The sequence below is a fragment of the Pseudoduganella namucuonensis genome (assembly GCF_900116645.1).
In the GTDB taxonomy this organism is placed as follows: domain Bacteria; phylum Pseudomonadota; class Gammaproteobacteria; order Burkholderiales; family Burkholderiaceae_D; genus Rugamonas; species Rugamonas namucuonensis.
The window spans coordinates 148,376-169,861 of the sequence record NZ_FPBO01000009.1 but is presented as its reverse complement, the minus strand read 5'-3'; the positions used below and the strand labels follow the sequence as shown (position 1 = coordinate 169,861).

General features: G+C 68.7%; 19 protein-coding genes. 6 read left to right on the top strand and 13 right to left on the bottom strand.

Annotated features, from left to right (window positions below; translation table 11 throughout):
• Window positions 1–161: 161 nt before the first annotated feature.
• Complete coding sequence (locus BM436_RS12250; RefSeq protein WP_143133093.1) at window positions 162–905, bottom strand: hypothetical protein; 744 nt, start codon at window positions 903–905, stop codon at window positions 162–164.
• Between the two features lie 183 nt (window positions 906–1,088).
• On the opposite strand from BM436_RS12250, the gene BM436_RS12245 reads away from it, so the two are divergent.
• Both BM436_RS12245 and BM436_RS12240 read left to right on the top strand, forming a co-directional pair.
• Entirely contained in the window at window positions 1,089–2,588 is a 1,500-nt protein-coding gene (locus BM436_RS12245) for an ATPase domain-containing protein (protein WP_093555795.1), read from the top strand.
• Between the two features lie 10 nt (window positions 2,589–2,598).
• On the top strand, window positions 2,599–4,107 hold the full coding sequence (locus BM436_RS12240; RefSeq protein WP_093555794.1) for a hybrid sensor histidine kinase/response regulator: 1,509 nt from the start codon (window positions 2,599–2,601) through the stop codon (window positions 4,105–4,107).
• 105 nt (window positions 4,108–4,212) lie between these two features.
• Here the strand turns inward: BM436_RS12240 and BM436_RS12235 are convergent, their stop codons facing one another.
• Together BM436_RS12235 and BM436_RS12230 are read right to left on the bottom strand one after the other, a co-directional pair.
• Window positions 4,213–6,099, bottom strand: coding sequence for an MFS transporter (locus BM436_RS12235; RefSeq protein WP_093555793.1), 1,887 nt, complete (start codon window positions 6,097–6,099; stop codon window positions 4,213–4,215).
• 62 nt (window positions 6,100–6,161) lie between these two features.
• The gene (locus tag BM436_RS12230) at window positions 6,162–6,893 is read right to left on the bottom strand and encodes a helix-turn-helix domain-containing protein (protein WP_093555792.1); all 732 of its coding nucleotides are present in this window, start codon (window positions 6,891–6,893) and stop codon (window positions 6,162–6,164) included.
• A gap of 130 nt (window positions 6,894–7,023) precedes the next feature.
• Between BM436_RS12230 and BM436_RS12225 the strand changes: the two genes are divergently transcribed.
• The 4 genes from BM436_RS12225 (at window position 7,024) to BM436_RS12210 (ending at window position 12,474) form a co-directional block, all read left to right on the top strand.
• Window positions 7,024–9,783 carry a DUF2339 domain-containing protein gene (locus tag BM436_RS12225; RefSeq protein ID WP_229490133.1) on the top strand — a complete coding sequence of 920 codons (2,760 nt, stop codon included), beginning with the start codon at window positions 7,024–7,026 and terminating at the stop codon, window positions 9,781–9,783.
• Window position 9,784: 1 nt separating this feature from the next.
• Complete coding sequence (locus BM436_RS12220) at window positions 9,785–11,161, top strand: DUF3999 family protein (protein WP_093555791.1); 1,377 nt, start codon at window positions 9,785–9,787, stop codon at window positions 11,159–11,161.
• A gap of 100 nt (window positions 11,162–11,261) precedes the next feature.
• Complete coding sequence (locus BM436_RS12215) at window positions 11,262–11,675, top strand: hypothetical protein (protein ID WP_093555790.1); 414 nt, start codon at window positions 11,262–11,264, stop codon at window positions 11,673–11,675.
• Between the two features lies 1 nt (window position 11,676).
• Complete coding sequence (locus BM436_RS12210) at window positions 11,677–12,474, top strand: DUF2145 domain-containing protein (protein ID WP_177307146.1); 798 nt, start codon at window positions 11,677–11,679, stop codon at window positions 12,472–12,474.
• 11 nt (window positions 12,475–12,485) lie between these two features.
• Here the strand turns inward: BM436_RS12210 and BM436_RS12205 are convergent, their stop codons facing one another.
• The 10 genes from BM436_RS12205 to BM436_RS12160 are packed head-to-tail and all read right to left on the bottom strand — an operon-like array spanning window position 12,486 to window position 21,476.
• Window positions 12,486–13,106, bottom strand: a complete 621-nt coding sequence (locus tag BM436_RS12205) for a 4'-phosphopantetheinyl transferase family protein (protein WP_093555789.1) — start codon at window positions 13,104–13,106, stop codon at window positions 12,486–12,488.
• Window positions 13,107–13,111: 5 nt separating this feature from the next.
• Window positions 13,112–13,558, bottom strand: coding sequence for an excinuclease ATPase subunit (locus tag BM436_RS12200; protein ID WP_093555788.1), 447 nt, complete (start codon window positions 13,556–13,558; stop codon window positions 13,112–13,114).
• A gap of 25 nt (window positions 13,559–13,583) precedes the next feature.
• The gene (locus BM436_RS12195; RefSeq protein ID WP_093555787.1) at window positions 13,584–14,168 is read right to left on the bottom strand and encodes a hypothetical protein; all 585 of its coding nucleotides are present in this window, start codon (window positions 14,166–14,168) and stop codon (window positions 13,584–13,586) included.
• A 14-nt stretch (window positions 14,169–14,182) separates the two neighbouring features.
• Window positions 14,183–14,926, bottom strand: a complete 744-nt coding sequence (locus BM436_RS12190; RefSeq protein WP_093555786.1) for a class I SAM-dependent methyltransferase — start codon at window positions 14,924–14,926, stop codon at window positions 14,183–14,185.
• A gap of 17 nt (window positions 14,927–14,943) precedes the next feature.
• Window positions 14,944–16,173: a beta-ketoacyl-ACP synthase gene (locus BM436_RS12185; protein WP_093555785.1), complete on the bottom strand. Its 1,230-nt coding sequence runs from the start codon at window positions 16,171–16,173 to the stop codon at window positions 14,944–14,946.
• Complete coding sequence (gene fabG / locus BM436_RS12180; RefSeq protein WP_093555784.1) at window positions 16,170–16,895, bottom strand: 3-oxoacyl-ACP reductase FabG; 726 nt, start codon at window positions 16,893–16,895, stop codon at window positions 16,170–16,172. Before fabG ends, BM436_RS12185 begins: the two co-directional genes overlap by 4 nt.
• Window positions 16,888–17,352, bottom strand: a complete 465-nt coding sequence (locus BM436_RS12175) for a hotdog family protein (protein WP_093555783.1) — start codon at window positions 17,350–17,352, stop codon at window positions 16,888–16,890. The genes fabG and BM436_RS12175 overlap by 8 nt, the downstream gene beginning before the upstream one ends.
• Window positions 17,349–18,533 carry a beta-ketoacyl-ACP synthase gene (locus tag BM436_RS12170; RefSeq protein ID WP_093555782.1) on the bottom strand — a complete coding sequence of 395 codons (1,185 nt, stop codon included), beginning with the start codon at window positions 18,531–18,533 and terminating at the stop codon, window positions 17,349–17,351. Before BM436_RS12170 ends, BM436_RS12175 begins: the two co-directional genes overlap by 4 nt.
• Entirely contained in the window at window positions 18,530–19,111 is a 582-nt protein-coding gene (locus BM436_RS12165) for a DUF3261 domain-containing protein (protein WP_093555781.1), read from the bottom strand. The genes BM436_RS12170 and BM436_RS12165 overlap by 4 nt, the downstream gene beginning before the upstream one ends.
• A complete protein-coding gene (locus tag BM436_RS12160) occupies window positions 19,095–21,476 on the bottom strand; it encodes an MMPL family transporter (RefSeq protein ID WP_093555780.1) in 2,382 nt (793 codons plus the stop codon). The genes BM436_RS12165 and BM436_RS12160 overlap by 17 nt, the downstream gene beginning before the upstream one ends.
• Between the last annotated feature and the right edge of the window lie 10 nt (window positions 21,477–21,486).

The following is a 21,486-nucleotide window of genomic DNA, read 5'->3' as shown; positions in this document are numbered from 1 at the left end:
CGCGGCCCATCCGACGAAAAGAGCCCAAGGCTTATTTGTCCGCATGGGAATAAGCGCCCTGGGCTATTTATGGGGGGCGAAAAAAAAACCCGCCGGTGTGACGGCGGGCTGTGAAAGCCGCGGTCGGGACGGCCGCGGCAGGGAAAGTGTGCGCTTACTCTTTATTTGACCGGGTCCAGGTCGAGCGTCACGCTCTGGAACGAGACGTGGGAGGCGGATTCGAAGCCGGAGTCGATGCCCACCAGCACCCACAGCTTGCCGTCCACGTCCGTCTTCACCACCAGCGGCTCGGCGCTTTTCAGCGTCTTCGATTCGTTCCGCGACGCGCCACAGTCCTGCACGCTGTTGCCGATGGTGCCCAGCACCTGCCCGGCCTTGCCGCCGCCGGCCTGGTTGCCGCGGTCGATGTTGACCTCGGTGCGGCCGTCCTTCACCACCGCCTTCGGCTCGAAGTCGGAAGCGCCGCCAACCATCCACACCGATTCCCCGGGCGATCCGCCCACGCCCATGCAGCCGCTCGGCACGTCGGTGGCGAACTTGACCGTGAAGCCCAGCTTGTAGCTGGTGCTCGGCGCCAGGCCGCCGTATTGCTTCTTCACGTAGAGGAACAGGTCGTCGCTCTTGTTGCGGCCGGCCACGTAATAGCCCTTGCCCGTCAGCGGCGCGTCCAGCGTGCGCTGCTCGAACACCACGTGCTCCGGCGCGTCGGCCGCCGAGTAGTCGCTGCTCTCGCCCTTCCAGCCCTCGACGCTGGTGTTGAAGTCGGCCACCAGCTGCACCGCCTTCGGCGCCACCGGCTGCGGCGCGCCCTGCGGCGGGTTGACGGCGACGCCGTCGCCGCCGCCGCAGGCGGCCAGCAGCGCCAGCGCGGCGGTGGCCATGCCTGTCTTCGCAATGTGTTTCATAGCATTCATCCGGTTTGTGTAAGAGCGCATATTGTAAAAAACGCAGCCGCGCCGCAACCGTCATTGTTGTAACCATTTATATGTAGCGAACAGCTACAAATCGATACAAAAAGTCTACAGAAAATGCTGTGTTTTTGACTTGGGTTATTATCGACAGGACATACTTTCCCAGGACCCAGCATCATGGAATCACAGAACAGCGACAGCGGCCGTTTCCTCTCATCGGGTGTTTCCGGCCTGGACGACATCCTGGCCGGAGGCCTGACGCGCGACCGCCTCTACCTCGTCGAGGGCGAGCCCGGCACCGGCAAAACCACGCTGGCGCTGCAGTTCCTGAACGAGGGCGTGCGCCAGGGCGAATCGGTGCTGTACATCACGCTGGCGGAGACCTCGATCGAGCTGGGCTCGGTGGCCAGTTCGCACGGCTGGGACATGGCCGGCATCCACATCGAGGAGATCATCCCGGACCAGAGCGCGCTCGATCCCGAGCAGCAGTATTCGATCTTCCACCCGTCCGAGATCGAACTGGGCACCACCACCCAGCGCATCCTGGCCGCCGTCGAGAAGTACCGGCCCACGCGGGTGGTGCTCGATTCGCTGTCCGAGCTGCAGTTGCTGGCCGAAAGCCCGTTGCGCTACCGGCGCCAGGTGCTGGCGCTGAAGCAGTACCTGGCCAGCCGCAACTGCACCACCATCTTCCTGGACGACCGCACCGCCCTCAGCACCGACCTGCAGGTGCGCAGCGTGGCGCACGGCGTGATCACGCTGGACTTGGCCGGCCAGTCCTACGGCAACGAGCGGCGCCGCCTGCGCGTGGTGAAGTACCGCGGCATCGCCTTCCGCGGCGGCTCGCACGACTACCGCATCCTGCACGGCGGCCTGAAGGTGTTCCCGCGCCTGGTGGCGGCCGACACCCGCGGCGACGGCGCGCTCCGCCAGCTCTCCAGCGGGTTGCCCGAGCTCGACGCGCTGCTGGGCGGCGGCCTGGAGGAAGGCATGAGCACCCTGATCGCCGGGCCGCCGGGCTGCGGCAAGTCCACCGTCGCGGCGCAATTCGTCTGGGCCGCCACGCGGCGCGGCGAACGCTGCGCGATGTTCCTGTTCGAGGAGGCGCGCAACAACATGCTGAACCGCTCCGAGGGCCTGGGCCTGCCCCTGCGGCCGGCCATCGAGCGGGACCTGCTGACGGTGCAGCAGGTCGATCCGGCCGAGCTGACCCCGGGCCAGTTCACGCAGGCCGTGGCGGACGCGGCCGGCGCCGGCGCGCGCATCATCGTCATCGACAGCCTGAACGGCTACATGAACGCGGTGCCGGACGAGCGTTTCATGACCACCTATCTGCACGAACTGCTGACGTATCTGGGCCAGCGCGGCGTGGTGGCCATCGTGGTGGGCGTGCAGGCGGGCCTGATCGGCGGCAACATATCGACCTCGATCGACGCCAGCTACCTGGCCGACAACATCATCATGATGCGCTACTTCGAGGCCGAGGGCGAGGTGCGGCAGGCCATTTCCGTGTTCAAGAAGCGCGGCAGCGCCCATGAGCGCACGCTGCGCCGCTTCAGCATCGGCGTCGGCGGCCCGCGCGTGGGCGAGGTGTTGTCCGGCTTCCACGGCGTGCTGACCGGCCTGCCCACCCACGCCCCGGCCCCCCCGGCCGCGGCGGGCGGAGCGGCGGCGTAAGGCGGGCGCCATGGAAAAGCGCATCCTCATCTATGCGCCGGCGGGCCAGAACGCGGCCCTCACCGGGAAAGTACTGGGCATGGCGCACATCGACAGCCACGTGTGCGAGACGGTGAACGAGCTGCGCGAGCAATTGGCACTGGGCGCCGGCGCGCTGGTGACGGTGGAGGAGGCGCTGTCGGCCAGCGGCTACCGCATGCTGAGCGACTACGTGTCCTGCCAGCCCGAGTGGTCCGACCTGCCCGTGCTGCTGCTCACCCACAAGGGCGGCGACTCGCTGATGGTGCGCTGCGCCGTGGTCGACCTGGGCAATCTCACGCTGCTGGAGCGGCCGGTGCGCACGGTGACCCTGATCGCCGCCGTGCAGGCCATGCTGCGCGCGCGCGACAAGCAGTACCAGGTGCGCGAGGCCAACCGCCGCAAGGACGAGTTCCTCGCCAGCCTGGGCCACGAACTGCGCAACCCGCTGGCGCCGATCCGCACCTCGGCCAAGCTGCTCACGCAGCTGTTCCCGCACTCGGAGCCGGCGGCCCGCATCAAGGACGTGGTCGAGCGCCAGGTGGTGCACCTGACGCGGCTGGTGGACGACCTGCTGGACGTGGCCCGCATCACCAGCGGCAAGATCCAGCTGCAGCGCCAGCCGGTGGTGTTCGGCGAGGTGATGCGCCATGTGATCGAACTGTGCATGCAGTCCGCCATCGCCAAGCGCATCCGCCTGGACCAGGACCTGCCCGGTGAAACCCTGTACCTGGACGCCGACTACGCGCGCGTGGTGCAGATCTATTCCAACATCCTGTCGAACGCCATCAAATTCACGCCGCAGGGCGGCCAGGTGGGCGTGCGCGCCTGGCGCGACGGCCACGACATGTGCGTGTCCATCCGCGACAGCGGCATCGGCCTGGACGCGGAGGCCATCCCCACCATCTTCAACATGTTCGAGCAAAGCCGCACCGTCAGCGGGCAGATCTCCAGCGGCCTGGGCATCGGCCTGAGCCTGGCGCGCCAGTTCGCGCAGATGCACGGCGGCTCGGTGGAGGCCTACAGCGAGGGCGCCGGCAAGGGCAGCGAGTTCGTGATCCGCTTGCCGCTGCCGGAGCAGACGCCCGCCGCGGCGCCGTGCGCGCGGGCCGCGCAGCCGGCGCGCGACCGCAAGGGCCGCGTGCTGGTGGTGGACGACAACCGCGACGCCGCCGATTCGCTGGGCGAGTTGTTCAAGATGGAGAACTTCGATGTGGGCACCGCCTACGATGGCTATGCGGCGGTGGCCGCCGCCACCGAGGTGCCGCCGGACCTGATCGTGATGGACCTGGGCATGCCCGGCATGGACGGCTACGAGGCCGCGCGGCTGATACGCCAGCATCCCGGCGCGGAGCACATCCTGATGGTGGCGCTGACCGGCTGGGGCCAGAACGACGCCCGCCGCCGCACCCTGGACGCGGGCTTCGACTGCCACCTGATCAAGCCGGTGGACTTCGACGACCTGCTGCGCCTGGCGGACAAGGGCCGCCAGGCCGCGTGAAGGCGCCGTAAAACCGGGGACAGACCCATCGCGCCATCAGCCGCCGCAAAGGCACGGGACCCGGATCGCGGGTCCGTCCCCTGGGCGATGACGCCGGAATCCCCCCTACTTCCAGTCTCCCCGCAACTCCGCCACCTGCGCGCGCAGCAGCTCCGGCGTCACATGGTCGGCCGCCACCGGCTGGCCCACGGCCAGCGCCAGGCTGGAACGCCAGCCCTTGCGGAAGGCGCGCTCGAACACATTGTCCTGGCTGCGGCTCAGCAAATGCCCCCACAGGCCGCGCAGCGCCATCGGTATCACCGGCACCTTGCTGCGCTCGACGATCTTGGTGATGCCGCCCTTGAACTCGTTCATCTCGCCCGTGGTCGTCAGCCGCCCCTCGGGGAAGATGCACACCAGGTCCCCCTCGTGCAGCGCCTGCGCGATGTCGACGAAGGCCTTCTCCATCAGCCACGGGTCCTCCTTGGCCGGCGCGATCGGGATCGCCTTCGCGGTGCGGAAGATCCAGCCCAGCAGCGGCATCTTGAAGATGCGGTGGTCCATCACGAAACGGATCGGGCGCGGGCTGGCCGCGCCGATCACGATGGCGTCGACGTAGCTGACGTGGTTGCAGACCAGGACCGCCGGGCCGCTCTCGGGGATGCGGTCGGCGTCGATGGTCTTCACGCGGTGGATGGTGTGGATCAGCATCCAGGCCAGGAAGCGCATCAGGAATTCGGGCACCAGCGAGAAGATGTATACCGCCACCACCGCGTTCAGGATGGCGGTGGTGAGGAACAGCTCGGGGATGGTGAAGCCCTGCCCCAGCAGCGCGATGGCCACGCCGGTGGCGGCCACCATGAACAGTGCGTTCAGGATGTTCATGCCGGCGATGGTGCGCGACAGGTGCGCCGCCTCGCAGCGGATCTGGATCAGCGCGAACAGCGGCACGATGAAGAAGCCGCCGAACACGCCGATCATCACCACGTCGAACAGGATGCGCAGCGCGCCGGCCTGCGCCAGGAAGCCCAGCCAGGCCACCGCCTCCGTGTTCAGGTAGCCCTGGCTGGCGAAGTACAGGTCCACGCCGAACAGCGACAGGCCGATGGAGCCGAACGGCACCAGCCCGATCTCCACCTTGTGGCCGGACAGCTTCTCGCACAGCAGCGAGCCGGTGCCCACGCCGAGCGAGAATACCGTCAGCAGCAGCACGAACACGCTATGGTCGCCGTGCAGATAGTCCTTGGCGTAGACGGGGAACTGCGCCAGGATCAGCGCGCCGTAGAACCAGAACCACGAGTTGCCCAGCATGGACAGGAACACCGTGCGGTTCTTGGCCGAGTGGCCGATGTTGCGCAGCGTCTCGGTGACCGGGTTCCAGTTGATGCGCAGGTCCGGCGCCGGCGCGGGCGTGAGCGGAATGCGGTAGCTGGCCAGCAGGCCGATGACCGCCACCGCGACCGTGGCGCCGGCCACCAGCTCGATGCCGATGCCCTTGTACGCCACCAGCACCGCGCCCAGCACCTGGCCCAGCAGGATGCCGACGAAGGTGCCCATCTCGATCACGCCGTTGCCGCCCATGAGTTCCTCGGGCTTGAGCTGCTGCGGCAGGTAGGCGTACTTGACGGGGCCGAACAGCGTGGAGTGCATGCCCATGCCGACCACCGCCGCGATCAGCAGCCACAGGGTGTGCGTCATCCAGCCCAGGCCGGCCATCAGCATGATGGCCACCTCCAGCCACTTCACCAGGCGCGACAGGCCGGCCTTCTCGAACTTGTCCGCGATCTGGCCGGCGGTGGCGGAGAACACCACGTACGGCAGGATGAACAGGCCGGGGATCAGGTTGGTGACGGTGGACGCCGACATCGACGTCCAGCTCGCGGCCTCGAAGGCCAGGATCACCATCAGCGCCGTCTTGAACAGGTTGTCGTTGAAGGCGCCGAGGAACTGCACCCAGAAGAACGGGGCGAAGCGGCGTTGCGTCAGCAATGAGAACTGGCTGGGCTTGCTCATGTTTGTGCTCTTTGCAAAAGTGGAATATTGACAAAATACATTAGTAACCGGATCACCACAACCTAGCGCATCAGCGCCTTGAACGTCGTCGGCATCCACGGCCGCGCCGCCAGCAGGAAGGTGATCGAGTGGCGCTGCTCGTAGGGCAGCCTGGCGTCGTCCTGGTGCTGCTGCGAGAACTCGTCCGCCACCTGCCGCAAGCGCTCCAGCAGCGCCTTGGTCGAGCGCGGCGACAGCATCACGCTCACCAGCCGCATCACCTCGTGGCTGCCGGCGAAGCGCGTGTCGAGGTAGTCGCCGTACGCCTCCTGCCGGAACCAGGTCTGGATCGGGCCGTTCGGTATCCAGCTGAAGGTGCGCGCCACCAGCAGCTTGACGCGGTTGTTCGGCAACAGCGTCAGGAAGCCTATCCGGTCCAGCCGCAGCAGGCACTTCACCGCCTCGGCCTCGGTGATGCGGTAGGCCGCCACGATCTGCTCCAGCGGGATCAGGTTCAGCGCCGCCACCGCCACCACCAGCAGCTTGGTGTCCTCGATGATCTCCTTCTCCTGCGCGTACGTCAGCTGCGCGATCAGCTGGGGCGCGTCCGTCGCCGCCTGGGCCAGCTCGGCGAAATCCATGCCTATCGCGTCCAGCACCTGTTCCAGCCGCTCCAGCGTGAAATGGCGCAGCGCGAACATGCGCTTCACGCTGGGCTCGGACAGGCCGATGCGGCGGGCCAGTTCGGCGTACGTGATGGAGCGGGCCTTCAACTGCCGTTTCAGTGCGTCGATCATGAGGCTGGTGTTGGACATGGTGGTGGTTCTGGCATTGAAGTATCAAAAGTTAATACTATCAGTACTTCTAGCGAAACTGGTAGCGTGACGCGCGCATTTCCCTGTTTTCGGCGCGATGATGCGTCATTCTCAAAACAGGGAGACTGGAATGGACGGTTTCATATTCATGGCGCTGATCGCCTTCGCGTACGTCATCGCGATGCCGATCGTCTGCCTCAACGTGGCGAACAAAGCGCGCGGCATGGCCCTTCGTCACGAGGGCGAACTGGCGCGCTTGCGCGACAGGCTCGCCGAGCTATTGGCGCGGACGGCGCAAGAGGCGCCCGGTGGAGCGAGCGCCCGCGCCACGCCGCCGGCCGGCGCCAACGCCGTTGGTGACGCGCCAACGCGGCCTTCCGCGGCATCCACCACCGGAGCCGAGCCAGCGCTCCACCGCGCGCAGGACAGGCCTTCGGCGCCCAAGCCACCCGCCGCGCCGCCGGCCGCCGGTGGCGCCCCCTCCAGCTGGGTCGCCGGCGTGAGGCAATGGCTATTCGGCGGCAACCTGGTGGCGCGGGTGGGCCTGCTGGTGCTGTTCCTCGGCATCGGCTTCCTGCTCAAATACGCCGCCGCCCACACCCAGGTGCCGATCGAACTGCGCCTCGCCTCCATCGCGGCCGCCGACATGGCCCTGCTGGCCTGGGGCTGGCGCATACGCTCCAGCCGCCCCGGCATCAGCCTCCCGGTGCAGGGCATGGCCATCGGCATTCTCATGCTAGTCACGTTCTCGGCCTTCCGCGCCTATCACCTGATTCCCGGCGGCCTGGCCTTCGCGATACTGATCGCCCTGGTCGCCCTCACCTGCGCGCTCGCCGTGATGCAGGACGCGTTCTGGCTGGCCTTCTTCGGCATCGCGGGCGGCTTCGCGGCGCCCGTCCTCGTCTCCACCGGCGAGGGCAGCCACATCACGCTGTTCTCCTACTGCGCGATACTCAACGCCGGCATCGTCGCCATCGCCGCGAAAAAGTCCTGGCGCGTGCTGAACCTGTTCGGTATGTTCTTCACCTTCGCCATCGGCGCCGGTTGGGGCGTACTACGCTATCGGCCGGAGCACTACCTGTCGTCGCAACTATTCCTCGCGCTGTTCCTGCTGCTGTACATCGCCATCGCCGTTTTCCACGCGCGGCGGGACGCGCCAAGGCTGGGACATTACGTCGACGGCTCGCTGGTGTTCGGCGCGCCGTTGCTGGCGGCGGGCATCCAGTACCGGCTGGTCATGGATATGCCCTTCGGCCTGGCCTATTCCACCCTGGCGCTGGGGCTGGCCTACACCGCGCTCGCGCTGCTGGTGTGGCGCCGCATGGGCGCCACCGCGCGCCTGCTGGCCGAAAGCTTCCTCGCGCTGGGCGTGGTGTTCGGCACCCTCTCCATCCCCTACGCGCTGGACGGGCACTGGATCACCGCCGCCTGGGGGCTGGAGGGCGCGGGCATCGTCTGGATGGGACTGCGCCAGCGCAGCTGGCTGGCCCGGGGCTTCGGCTTGCTGGTGCAGGCCGGCGCATGGGTGTCCTTCGTTGCGGATCAATTCCTGTTCGCCTCCACCGGCGGGCTGTTCGCGGGTCCCATTCCAAGCGCCCTGCTGCTGGCCACCGCCCTGTTCATCACCGCGCTGAACTTCCAGCGCCAAGCCGGCGCAGACAATGAACCCGCACACGCGGCGATCGCCGTCCGGATGCTGCCGCTGGTTGGCCTGGCCTGGTATGGCCCCGCGCTCACGGCCATCGCACACTGGCTGGGCACGAACCACCCGGGCGCTGCCGGCCTGTTCGACCTCCGCCCACAATTCGCTTTCCATGCCCTGCTGGCTGGATTGCTGGCCGCCGCCGTGCAGCCATTGTCCCGGGCCTGCGCGTGGCCCGCGCTGCGCTGGCTGTCCGCACCCGTATGGCTGGTGCAGGCGTTGCTCAGCGTCGCAATGCTGGCCATCCTGTATCGCTCGGGATTCATGCCCGGCTGGCTCGCATGGAGCGCCTTCGGCGGTGTCTGGGCCGCGGCGGAATATGTGCAGCATTGTTCCGGCAAGGCTGGCATTCACTTGCCCCTCCCCGCCATGCGGGCAACGCACATGCTGAGGATCGCCGTGCCCTGGCTGATGATCTGGCCCGTGCTGAACCAAGCGGTCACGCTCTGGATGCACCCGGCCGGCGCGATGCGGCTGGCGCTGTTGGAAGGAGCGGATGGAGAGCTTGGCGGCTGGTCCCGCTACGTCCCCGCCTGGGCCATGACGGGGGCGCTGGCGTGGCTGCTGGGGCGAGCCCGCCGCGACGCCTGGCCCGTGCATCCGCTGGCCGCGTGGCACACGAGCCACGTGCTGCCCGCCGGCGCCGCCTGGCTCGCGCTGCTGGCCGGCTACTGGAACCTGATCCACAACGGAACCATGGCGCCGCTGCCTTACCTGCCGCTATTGAACCCGCTGGATATCACCACCGGCTTCGCACTGCTGCTCTGCGCGGCGTGCCACCGCATGCATCCCGCCGCGCGGCAGCCTTCACAGGTGGCGCGGGCGGCGGCGGGATGCGCCGTCTACCTGTGGTTCAACCTGATCCTGCTGCGCAGCGTGGCGAACTACATGGACATGCCCTACCGCTTCGACACGCTGATGGCCTCCCAGTTCGTGCAGGCGATGCTGTCGCTGGTGTGGAGCGCCAGCGCCCTGCTGCTGATGCGCGCCGCCGCGCGGCGGGGCTGGCGCATGGCATGGTGCATGGGCGCGTCCCTGGTGGCGCTCGTGGTGTTCAAGCTGTTCATGCTGGACCTGAGCAACGCCGGCAGCGTGGCGCGCATCGTCTCCTTCATCGGCGCGGGTCTGATGATGGTGGCGGTGGGATACCTCGCGCCGCTGCCCGAACGTCCGGCGCGGGGAGCGTGACATGAGCGTGCCGCGCAAGGCATGCGCGCTGCTAGGGCTAAGCCTCGCGCTGCACGCCACGGCCAACGACAAGCCATCCGCCTACGCCTACACGATGCCACTGACGCTGGCGGCCGATACGGGAATCGCCAGCCTGCGCCTGCCGCAGGCGGTGTACATCGGGGCGATGTCGCGCGACCTGAGCGACATGCGCGTGTTCGACCGGGACGGCAATCCCCGCCCCCACGCCATCGTTCCGCCCGAGCGCAAGGCGCAGACACGGGTGGACGACATTCCCGCCCGCGTTTTCCCGCTGAATGGCGCCTGGCGGGGCCAGCCAGGCGGCTTGTGGCTGGACGTCCGCGTCGACGCGCAGGGCTGCGCCCTGGCTGTCGCCACGCGCGGCGCCGGCAGGGAGCGCGAGGGATTGTCCGGCCTGATACTCGACCTGGGCGGCATCCGCGACGACAGCCGGGACGGCGCCATCCACGCGCTGCGCTTCGAACCGCCGCACGGCACGTCCAGCTACACGGCCGAACTGCAGCTGGAGACCAGCGACGACCTGCAGCGCTGGGAGCCCGCCGCCACGGCGGAACTGCACTGGATCGTCAACTCCGACGAGCAAACACTATCCAACAATCGCATGGAGTTCGCTCCCCGCCGCTTCCGCTACGCGCGCCTGAGCTGGCGGCGCGGCAAGCCGCTGGTATTCGCCGGCGTGGTCGCGGAATCCGGCAAGGTGGTGGAAGCCGCGCCGGTGATGGAGACGCTGTCCCTGAAACCCCGGCCCGTGCGGAAGGAACTGCTGTACGAGGCTTCGATGGCGATTCCCGTCGAGCGCATCGGCCTGCGCTTTGACGAGACCAATGTCGTGTACCCGGCGGACGTGGGCAGCTACCTGCAAACATACCGCCATGGCCTGCGCAGGCAAACGGCGCCCTCGTTCCGGCCAGTGGCCAGTTCCACCTTCTACAGGGTCCGGCACGATGGCGCGGAACGCATCTCGCGGCCCATCCCTGTCGGCGAGGCGCACGCCGCGCAATGGATCGTGCGGCCGCATGTGGAGACCAATGCGCAGCCCACACTGCAGCTATCGTGGACGCCAGCCACACTGCTGTTCCTCGCGAACGGCAAGGGTCCGTACCGGCTGGCGTTCGGCAAAACGGACGCGCGTCGCACCGGCCTCGCGCCGGAACAGGTGGCACCAGGTTTCACGACGGAGGAACTGAACCGCCTGCCGCAGGCAATGGCCGGCGCGCTTGCCCCTCGGCCCGGCTTGCGGCACGCGGGACTTTCCCGCGCCGGCGGCGACATCGTCCTGTGGACGGTGCTGTTGACCGGCGTCGCCCTACTCGCGTTTTTCGCGCTCAAACTGCTGCGCCAGATCAAAGTATCATAAATTAATACCCCAATACCTCAATGACTAACCGGTAGCAGACAATTTGCTAATTCCCGGCCCGCGCGCCATCATGCGCATCACTAACCCAATGGAGACTCACATGAAACGCCTGCTGCTGATATCCCTGCTGACCGCCGCCTTCACCGTCAATTCCGCCTCCGCCGCCGGCGACTCCACGCCGTCCCGCGCCTCGGAGCACCTGTCGGCCGCCGCCGGCTTCGTGGTGATCGGTTCCCTGTCCGCCGTCGCCGTCTCGGGCGTGGTCGTGGTGGAGAGCGTGGAGACCGTGGCCGACGGCGTCGTCGTCGTGCTCAAAGGCGCGTCGAACGCCGCCACCGCGTCCGTGAAGCTCGGCGCCAAGGCGGCGGAGAGCCTGTCGCGGGCGGTCGGCACGGCCGTGATGGTGACGGCGGTGTCCACCGGCTTCGTGCTGGTCATGTCCGGCAAGGCCATCGCCTTCATCCCCAACGAGATCGGCACGGCGCTGCTGCACCACAGCCGCGTGGAGCTGTGACGTGCGCCGCGCCGCCCTGGCATTACTCGGCGCCGCCGCGCTGCTGGCTGGCCTGCTCCCCCTCGCCGCCCGCGCCGGCCAGCCCTGCGACGACAAGCCGCTCGACGCGCAAACCGTCGTCCAGGGCATGGACCTGGCGCTGCGCACGCGCCAGGCGCTGGACGACAGCGGCGCGCAAGTGGCGCTGATCGCCCGCGCCGGCCAGGACCTGTCGAAGTACGGCCTGCGCTACTCGCACATGGCGCTCGCGTGGCGCGACCATCCAAAGGGCCGCTGGCTGGTGGTGCATGAACTGAACCAGTGCGGCGGCGCCAGCTCCGCCCTGTACAACGAAGGCCTGGGCAACTTCTTCCTCGATAATATGCACCTGTACCAGGCCTCCATCGTCATCCCCGGCGAGGAGATGCAGGCCAGGCTGGCGCGCCTGCTGGCGTCGAACACGCCGCGCCGCCTGCACCACGCGCAGTACAACATGCTGTCCTACGCCTTTTCCACGCGCTACCAGAATTCCAACCAGTGGGTGCTGGAGAGCTACGCGGCGGCGGCCTCCGAGCCGGGCCAGGTGGAGACGCGCGCCGAGGCGCAGGCTTGGCTGAGGAAGGCCGGCTTCCAGCCCATCACGGTGGAGATTCCCGCCGCCACGCGGCTGGGCGCGCGCATGTTTCGCGCCAATGTCGCCTTCGACGACCATCCCTTCGAGCGCCGCATGGCGGGCCAGATCGACACCGTCACGGTGGACGCGGTGGTGCGCTTCGTCAAGCAGCGGGACGGCCAGGCGCGCGAAATCACGGTGCGCTGAGCGGCGGCTCGCTACCAGTCCTGGGCGCGGACGCGGTGGGTGTGCAGCATGGACGACTGAAGCGGCAACGCCGTGCACAGCGCGACGGACAGTTCGGGGTGGGACACGGCGTGGAAATGGGAGGGAGCGCTTCCCAGCTTGTACTCCGCCTCGCGGCGGCTCCACAGCGCGTAGAAGGCGGGGACGCGCCCGGGTTCGGGCAAGGCCGCGATGGCGGCGGCTTCGGCCTCGGTGAAGGCCTGGGCGGACAACGCGGCGATGTCGCGCGCGGCGTCCATGATTTCGATGTCCACGCCGAGCGGCGTGGCGGCGCTGACGGCGCAGGCGATCCAGTGGCCGCTGTGGGACAGGCTGAAATATGGCGCCCGCGCGCCATGCGCGACGCGCAGCTCGGGCGCGGCGCCCGGCCGTTCACACACTTCTAGCGCGTGCGGCGCGATGCCCGCCGCCTCCATCAAGGCCCGCCGCAGCAGCATGCGGCCGGCCAGGAATTGCGCGCGGCGCGCGGGCCGCTTGAAGCCGTGGTAGCGATGCCGCTCGCCGGGACCCATCGCGGACAGCCATTCGGCGGCGAGCGCCGCGTCCACCGCCGCCGCGTCCAGCAGCCACAGGTCGGCGCGCGCCGCGTCCAAGCTATTTACTTCTCGATCTTGACGAAGTCGGCCTTGAAGGCCACGCCGGACATGATGGCGCCGTCATGGCACTCGTACTCCGTGGCGCTGGACATCGGCACGTTCTTGTAGTTGCTGACGATGTTGATCACCGCGTTCGCGCCCACCGAGTGCGCGCGCTTCTGCAGTTGCAGCATGGCCGACAGGAAGGCCCAGTTGCAGGCGCGCTCCGGGGTCTTGCCGAAGCTGTTGGTCTTCTGGCTGGTCGAATCCGTGACCAGGCGCTCCACCACTTTCGGGGTGGGCTGGTCGCCGAAGAAGAACTGGACGGAATCGCCCAGCCGTCCCTTGGCGTCGTTGTCGGCCATCGCGCCGGCGATCGGCAGCATCAACTTGGTGTCGCGCGCCTGCGCGGGCATCGCCGCCGCCAGGGCCAGGCTCAATACCGCTACTGCCAAACTGGTTTTCTTCATAGTGCGCTCCTTGCGTTGGTTGAAATTACAGGGCTACGTTCTGCTCGGTGGCGCCGGTCGGGCCGCCCTGGGCATGCTCGTAATTGGCGATCACATAGCCGCTGGCCAGGCTGGCCACGCGGGTGAGCATCAGGTTGTCGTGCACGCCGAAGATGAAGCCCGCGGCCATCGCGTCGGCGTGCTGGAAGAACTCGGGGGCAGCCACCACGCGGCCCTGCTGGTCGCGGATGTTCAGGCGCAGCAGCACGCCCGAGCTGCCGGCCAGTGGCCCCAGCAGGACGCGCTTGGCGCCGCGCTTGAACGACAGTTCCTCCACCACCGGCTCGATCACCAGGGTGCGGCCATTGGACGGACGGCTGTTCCACTCGGCCAGCTTGGTCTTCAAGTCCTTCTGGATGTTGTCGTTGATCTTGGCCAGGCCGCTGGCGTTGCCCTTGTAGCCTTCCTTGAACACGGCCGGCTTGACCTCGATGCGCGAGAAGGTCTTGAACGCGGCCGACGGCGCGGGGTTGACGGTGCTGGAGGCCTTGATGCTGGTGGCGCAGCCCTGCAGCAGCGCGAGCGACAGCATGGCGGAACAGAGCAGTGCGGCCTTGAGGGATTTCGTCATGACGGTCTTTTCTTTCAGGAGAGGGGGACGGCGGCGAGCGGCTTGCGCGCGACCAGGTTGATCAGGGTTTCCTCGCGCTCGGCCGGCGGCTTCACGCCGAGGGCGGTTTCCAGCAGCCCCAGGTCCTCGCGGCTCCACCACAGGAAGGGGTAGGAGACCGCGCTGTCCGGCACCAGGAAACCGGCCGCGCGCACCAGCGCCAGGTATTCGGGCGCGGTCTTCTGCACGTCCATGGGATGGCGGAACAGCAGGCGGATGATCCACGAATGGATGTAGCGCCTGGTCGATTCGGCGAACAGCAGCACCCCGCCCGGCTTGAGCACGCGGTGGAATTCGGCGATGGCGCGCTCCTGGTCGATCAGGTGGTGGAAGGTCTGGTGGCAGAACAGCAGGTCCACCGAATCGTCCGGCAGCGCGATGTTCGAGCTGGAGCAGCAAATGAATTCGGCCTCGATGTTCAGCGCCGCCACCTCGCGCGCGGACGCCTCCAGCATCTCCGGGTCGATGTCCATGCCGATCAGCCGCTGCGGCGCGTAGCGCGCGTGCAGCTTGCCCAGCGAGCGGCCGAAGCCGCAGCCCACGTCCGCCACCACCGGGTAGCTGGTACGCCCGTGCGGCATCAGCCGCTGCAGGTCCTCCAGCGCCCGTTCCAAGACGTGGACGGTCCAGGTGTTGGTGCGTAAAAACCATTTTCCGAAGGCCGTTTCGGGCACGTGGGGTTCGGACGGCGGTTGCGTCAATTGAAGGTTAGCGCTCATAGATCCCGATCCAAAGTTCAACCATACTGTTTGAAGATCAGCGACGTGTTGATGCCGCCGAAGGCGAAGTTGTTCGACATGATGTGCTCGCAGCGGATGCGCCGGCCCTCGCCGGCGATATAGTCCAGCTCCGCGCACGCGGGGTCCACCTGCTGCAGGCCGATGGTGGGGGCGAACCAGCCCTCGCGCATCATCTCGATGCTGATCCACGCCTCCAGCGCGCCGCAGGCGCCCAGGGTGTGGCCCATGTAGCTCTTGAGGGAGCTGATGGGGACCCGGCCGCCGAACACCGCGTGCGTGGCCTGGGACTCGGCCACGTCGCCCTGCGCGGTGGCCGTGCCGTGCGCGTTCACATAGCCGATGTCGGCCGCCTGCAGTCCGGCGTCCGCCAGCGACAGCCGCATCGCCTTTTGCATGGTGGCCGCGTTGGGCTGCGTCACGTGGCAGCCGTCGCTGTTGGTGCCGAATCCCACCAGCTCGGCGTGGATGGTGGCGCCGCGCGCGAGCGCGTGCTCCATGTCCTCCAGGATCAGGCAGCCCGCCCCCTCGCCGATCACCAGGCCGTCGCGCGTGGTGTCGAAGGGACGCGGCGTGGTGGACGGCTCGGCGTTGCGGGTGCTGGTGGCGAACAGCGTGTCGAACACCGCCGCCTCGGTGGCGCACAGTTCCTCGGCGCCGCCGGCGATCATGGCCACCTGCTTGCCGCCGCGTATGGCCTCGTAGGCGTAGCCTATGCCCTGGCTGCCCGAGGTGCAGGCGCTGGACGTGGTGATGACCCGGCCGGTCACGCCGAAGAACACGCCGATGTTCACCGGCGCCGTGTGCGCCATCATCTTGATGTAGGTGGTGGCGTTGATGCCGCGCGTGCTGCGCTCCTCCATCATGCGCCCGAAATCGCCGATCGCGCTGGGCGTGCCGGCCGAGGAACCGAAGGAGACGCCCATGTCGCCGCTTTGCAGCAGCGGCGAATCGAGCAGGCCCGCGTCCTCCAGCGCCATTTCGGTGGCGCGGGTCGCCATCAGCGCCACGCGGCCCATGCTGCGCATGGTCTTGCGGTTGAAGCGGTCGCTCAGCGTGAATGCGGCGGCGGGCGCGCCCAGTTGCGTGTTCAGGCCCTCGTAGTCGGCCCACTCGGCCATGCGCACGATGGCGTTGCGGTATTCGCCCAGGCGGGCGCGCACGCTGGCCCAGTCGTTGCCGATCGGGCTGATGCCGGCCATGCCGGTGACGGCCACGCGGCGGCTCATGCCAGCCCCCCGTTCACGGAAATCACCTGGCGCGTGATGTAGCCGGCCTCCTCGCCCACCAGGAAGCTGACCGCCGCGGCCACCTCGTCGGCCGTGCCGACGCGGCGCGCGGGGATCATCTTCAGCACCTCGTCCATGGGCAGGCCTTCGGTCATGTCGGTGTCGATCAGGCCGGGCGCCACGCAGTTCACCGTGATGGCGCGCTTGGCCAGTTCCAGCGCCAGCGCCTTGGTGGCGCCGATGATGCCGGCCTTGGCGGCGCTGTAGTTGACCTGGCCGCGGTTGCCGACCAGGCCGGACACGGAGGCCAGCGTGACGATGCGGCCCGGCTTGCGGCGCTGCACCAGCGGCATCACCAGCGGATTGAGCACGTTGTAGAAGCCGTCCAGGTTCGTTTGCAGCACGATGTCCCAGTCCTCGCCGGACATGGCGGGGAAGGCGTTGTCGCGCGCCACGCCGGCGTTGCACACCACGCCGTAGTAGCAGCCGTGCTCCGCGATGTCCGCCTCCAGCGCGGCGGCGGCGGCGGCGCGGTCGCCGATATCGAATTGCAGCACGCGCGCGGCGCGGCCCATTTCCACGATGCGGCTCGCCACATCGTCGGCCTCGGCGCGCTGGCTGCGGCAATGCACGACGACGTCGAAGCCGTCGCGCGCCAGCCGCAGCGCGATCGCCTTGCCGATGCCGCGCGACGAACCCGTCACCAATACACTTTTATTCATTTTTGTTTATCCCCTGCAGAAATTCGTTTACATCGTCGGGCTGGAACACCGTCAGCATGGCGCTGGCCAGTTCCGCGCCGTCGGCGGCGTCTTCCACGCTGCACTCGAAGGCGGCCAGCCCGTTTTCCCCGCGCAGTTGCTGGCGCACGCGCACGCGCAGCAGCGCGCCCAGCGCGAACAGCGGCCGCGTGGTGCCGTAGCGGCGCGATCCAAGCAGGAAGCCCGGCTTCACGGCGTTCCCCTTGCGGTGCGCGAGATAGCCGGCGTGCGCCGCCACCGCCTGCGCCATGTATTCAACGCCCACCCAGCTGCCCACGCCGCCGTCGGCGTAGAACATGCTGTCCTGGTGGATGCGCACCTCGGCGCACAGCGTGTCGTCCGCCGCCTCGATCACGCGGTCGAGCAGCACCATGGGGCCGGCGTGCGGCAGCAGTGCGCGGATGTCGGGCAGCGTCATGCCGTCCTCCCCAATATGAGCGCGGCGTTGGAACCGCCGAAGGCGAAGGAGTTGCTCAACGCGTGGCGCAGCGGGCGGCCCAGTCGCGCGCCCGGCGCGGCCACGTACAGGGCCGGCAGGGCGGCGTCGGCCACGCCGTCCCACAGCTGCGGCGGCAGCGCGCCTTGCGGATTATCGTCCTGCATCAACAGCCAGCAAATGGCCGCCTCGATCGCCGCCGCGGCGCCCAGCGTGTGGCCCGTGAACGGCTTGGTGGAGCTGACCGGCACCGCCGCGCCGAACAGGTCCGCCACCACCTGCGACTCCATGGCGTCGTTCTGCCGCGTGGCCGTGCCGTGCAGGTTGATGTAGTCGATGTCCCCAGCCTCGAGTCCCGCGCGGCGCAATGCCTCCGCGATCGCCAGCCGCGCGCCGCCGCCGGCGGGATCGGGCGCCGAGATATGATGGCCGTCCGACGACTCGCCCCAGCCGCGCAGCGCAACGGCGGCGGGCTCGCGCGACATCAGGAACAGCGCGGCGCCCTCGCCGATGTTGATGCCTTCCCGGTTGGCGCTGAGAGGATTGCAGCGCGCCGCGCTGACCGACTCCAGCGCCGAGAAGCCGGCGACGGTGAAGCCGCACAAGCTGTCGACGCCGCCGGTGACCACGGCGTCGCACAGGTCCATCGCCATCAGGCGGGCGGCGCTGGCCATGGCCTTGGCGCTCGACGAGCAGGCGCTGGAATGCACATAGGCTGGTCCGGAGACGCCCAGTTGCGCCGCCAGCATTTCCGCCGGCGAGCCCATTTCCTGCTGGCCGTAGTGGAAACCGTCCGGCAGCGCGCCGGCATGCTCGAGCGCGTGCATCGCCCGCTCGGTCTCCGCGATGCCGGAGGTGCTGGTGCCCAGCACCACGCCCACCCGGTGCGCGCCATGGCGCGCGATGGCCGCGTCCACGGCGGGCCGGATCTGCGCCAGCGCGGCCAGCGCCAGCTGGTTGTTGCGGCTGCGCTGCCACGGCGGCAAATGCGCGACGGACGGCAAGTCTGCGTCTACGGCGCACCCCAGCGGCAGCACGCGGCCGGGCGTGTACTGGTCCGTCGGCAGCACGCCGCTTTCGGCGCGCAGCAGCGCGCCGCGCACCTGGTCGGCGCCGCTGCCCAGCGCGCACACGATGCCGCACTGATTCAAAAAGTAGCTCATTGCTGCCCCTCCCCGCTGGGCTCGAATTGTATCGTCAGGCGATAGCGATAGCGCAGGTTCTCCAGCACCACCGTGCCGCTCCAGCGCGGCATGGACGCGTAGTCGATGACCATCACGGGCTGGCCCTCCAGCGTCACCGTTCGGCGCAGGCCCTGGTCCTCGACGCGCCAGCCGGCCGGCAGCGCCGCGCGTATCGACTCGGCCGGCCACAGCGTCAGTTGCACGTCCTCCAGCACGTCCTCGGCGCGCACCTGCGACGGCAGCATCACGTGGCGCCACGTTTGCAGCTCCTTGCCATCATAGCTGAGCGACAGCACGCGCTGGCCCAGCGCCAGGCCAACCAGCTCGATGCGTTGCGGGTCGATCTCCATCGCCACATCCAGCTCGTCGCTGCGGCCGTTGCGCTCCACGCGCAGGTGCTGCTGCACGGCGACCGTCGCCCCCAGCTCGGCGGGCGGCAGTTTGAGGCCCAGCCGCGCGGCCGGCGGCGGCGCGCTCGCGCAGCCGCCCAGTGCCATACCCAGCCCCAGCACCAGCGCGCAAGCCAGCGGCGCGGCGTTCTTAAATTGCAGCGCCATTGTCGCTTTCCTTGTTGTCGGTGTAGGCAAAACACGGAACCAGCAGCCACACCAGCGCAGTCCCGATCAGCATGGTCAATCCGAACGCCTGCAGGGCGGGCGTGCCGCTCAGGCCCAGCAGGCCGAAGGACAGGATGGTGTTGGCGGCCGACAGCCCGACGGCCAGCCAGGGCGTGGCGTCGCGCCGGTCCGGCTGTTCCTGCATGAAGATGCCGTAGTCCACGCCAACGCCCAGCAGCAGCATCAGGCCCAGCACGTGGAACAGCTGCAGGCTGTGTCCCGCGTAACCCACCGCCGCCAGCGTGGCGACGCTGGCCAGCGCGGTGGGCGCCAGCACGCGCCACGCGCGGCCACGGTAGCGCGGCAGCAGCAGCGCGAACACCAGCCCGTAGGCGGCCAGCACCACCCAGCCCATGTAGACGCGGTAGCGTCCCAGCACGGTGGAGATCTCGCCCACCTTGTCCACCCATTGCACGCCCGCCAGGCCATCGGCGGCGGTGCGCAGCGCCGGCAGGCCGGAATAGTTCATGCCGCGCAGCGCGACGATGCTGGCGTATACGCCCTCGGCGCGGCCCAGCCACAGGTGGCGCCAAGGCTCGCTGGACGGCGCGTCCAGGAAGGCCTGCAGCGTCAACGGCTTGCCGGCCGCGCGTTGCAGCTCCACCGTGGCGGCGACCCAGTTCGCGTCCTCCTCCACCTGGCGCGCCACGGCGCGCAACGGGCCGTCCGGCGCCAGCAGCTTCTCTTCCAGCAGCGCGCGGCGGCTATCCTGCGTGCGCAGCGACGGCACCCAGTTCGACATCGCCTGCCAGCCGCCGATCACGCCCCGCTCCACCAGCGGCGCGAGGCGCAGCTTGAGGGCCTCCTCGCGTTGCAGCACCTCCTCCTCGCTGGCGCCGCGCACCAGGTAGAACTGCACGGGCGTCGGCGCGTCCAGCAGCTTGCCCAGGCGGATCTGGTCCTGCACCAGCCGCTTCGGTGAATTCTGCAGCAGGCGGATGTCGTCGTTCGGATGCAGGCGCATGAGGCCCGCGCCGGCGGCCACGGCGAACACCGCGGCCAGCGCCAGCGTGGGTGCGTTCAGGCGCGGCGACGGCCAGCGGCGCAGCAGGCCGCCGTAGCCGCGCGCCAGCGCGCCCGGCTTCAGCGCGCCGCCTTTCAGCAGCGGCGGGAACCAGCAGATCACGGTGAGCCAGGCGAACACCAGGCCCAGGGCCGAGAACACGGCCATGGCGCGCAGGCCGGGGAATGGTGTGAAGGCCAGCCCCATGTAGCCGATCACCGCCGCCAGCAGGGTCAGGCTCAGGCCCGGCATCAGCTTTTTGAGCAGCGCGCGCGAATCGAGCGCAGGATCGGCGGCCATGCGGTTGAACAGGAAGTAGATGCCGTAGTCCTGCGCCACGCCGATCAGGCTGGCGCCGAACACGAGGGTCAGCAAGTGCACGCGGCCGAACAGCAGCCAGCACACGGAAAACGCGCCCAGGCAGCCAACCCCGATGGACAGCAGGATCAGGAGGATGGGACGCAGTGTATGGAAGGCGAGCCACGTCAGCAGCACGATGCCGGCCAGCGAGCCGAGGCCGATGGTGGACATCTCGCGGTGCGCCTGGCCGCTGGCTGCGGCCGCGTGCAGCACCACGCCGGCAGGTATCAGGTCCACCTTCGGCACGGCCTTGCGCGCGGCTTCGGCTGCCCTGGCCAGCAGCGGCAGCACGGTGTCCTGCGCGGTGATGGAGAAGGCGGGCACTTTCAGCGTCATCGGCAGCAGCACGTATTGACGCGGGTTCGAGCCCGCGCCGCCCTTCTCCGCGACGAACAGGTAGCCGTCGCGCGGGCGCACGGGCGTCTCCTGCGCGCGCTCCTGCATCCAGCCCGCGAACAGGCCGTAGGGATCGTCCTGCCAGCTGCCCAGCTTGGGGCCGCCGAAGGCGTTGTACATGCGGCCCAGCGCCGCCTCTTCCCAGTGGCCGGCGGGTTCGACGCGCAACCGCTGCTCCTGCTCCGCCGTCAGCAGCGCCAGGCGGTGGCGCTGGAACAGCGCCAGCCAGTCGTCCTGCGTCTTGTCGTTGACGGGCGTGGAGGCGAACATGCCGGGCTGCGTGTCCAGCACGGCGCGGTAGGCGTCCGCCGCCTTCTTCGCGTCGGCCCAGTCCTCGGCGCCCACCAGCACCACCAGGCGTTGCTGGGCCGCGTCCACCATGTGCAGGAAGGATTGCTGCAGCACCGGGTCGCGCTCCTGCACCGGCAGCAGCGCGAGGATGTCGGTGTCCGGCGTGATGCGCTGGCCCAGCCACAGCCAGGCGTTATGGCCCAGCAGCAGGCTCACGGCCAGCAACCAAAGCAGCGCGAGCCGCTTGCCCGGCATAGGCTGGCCC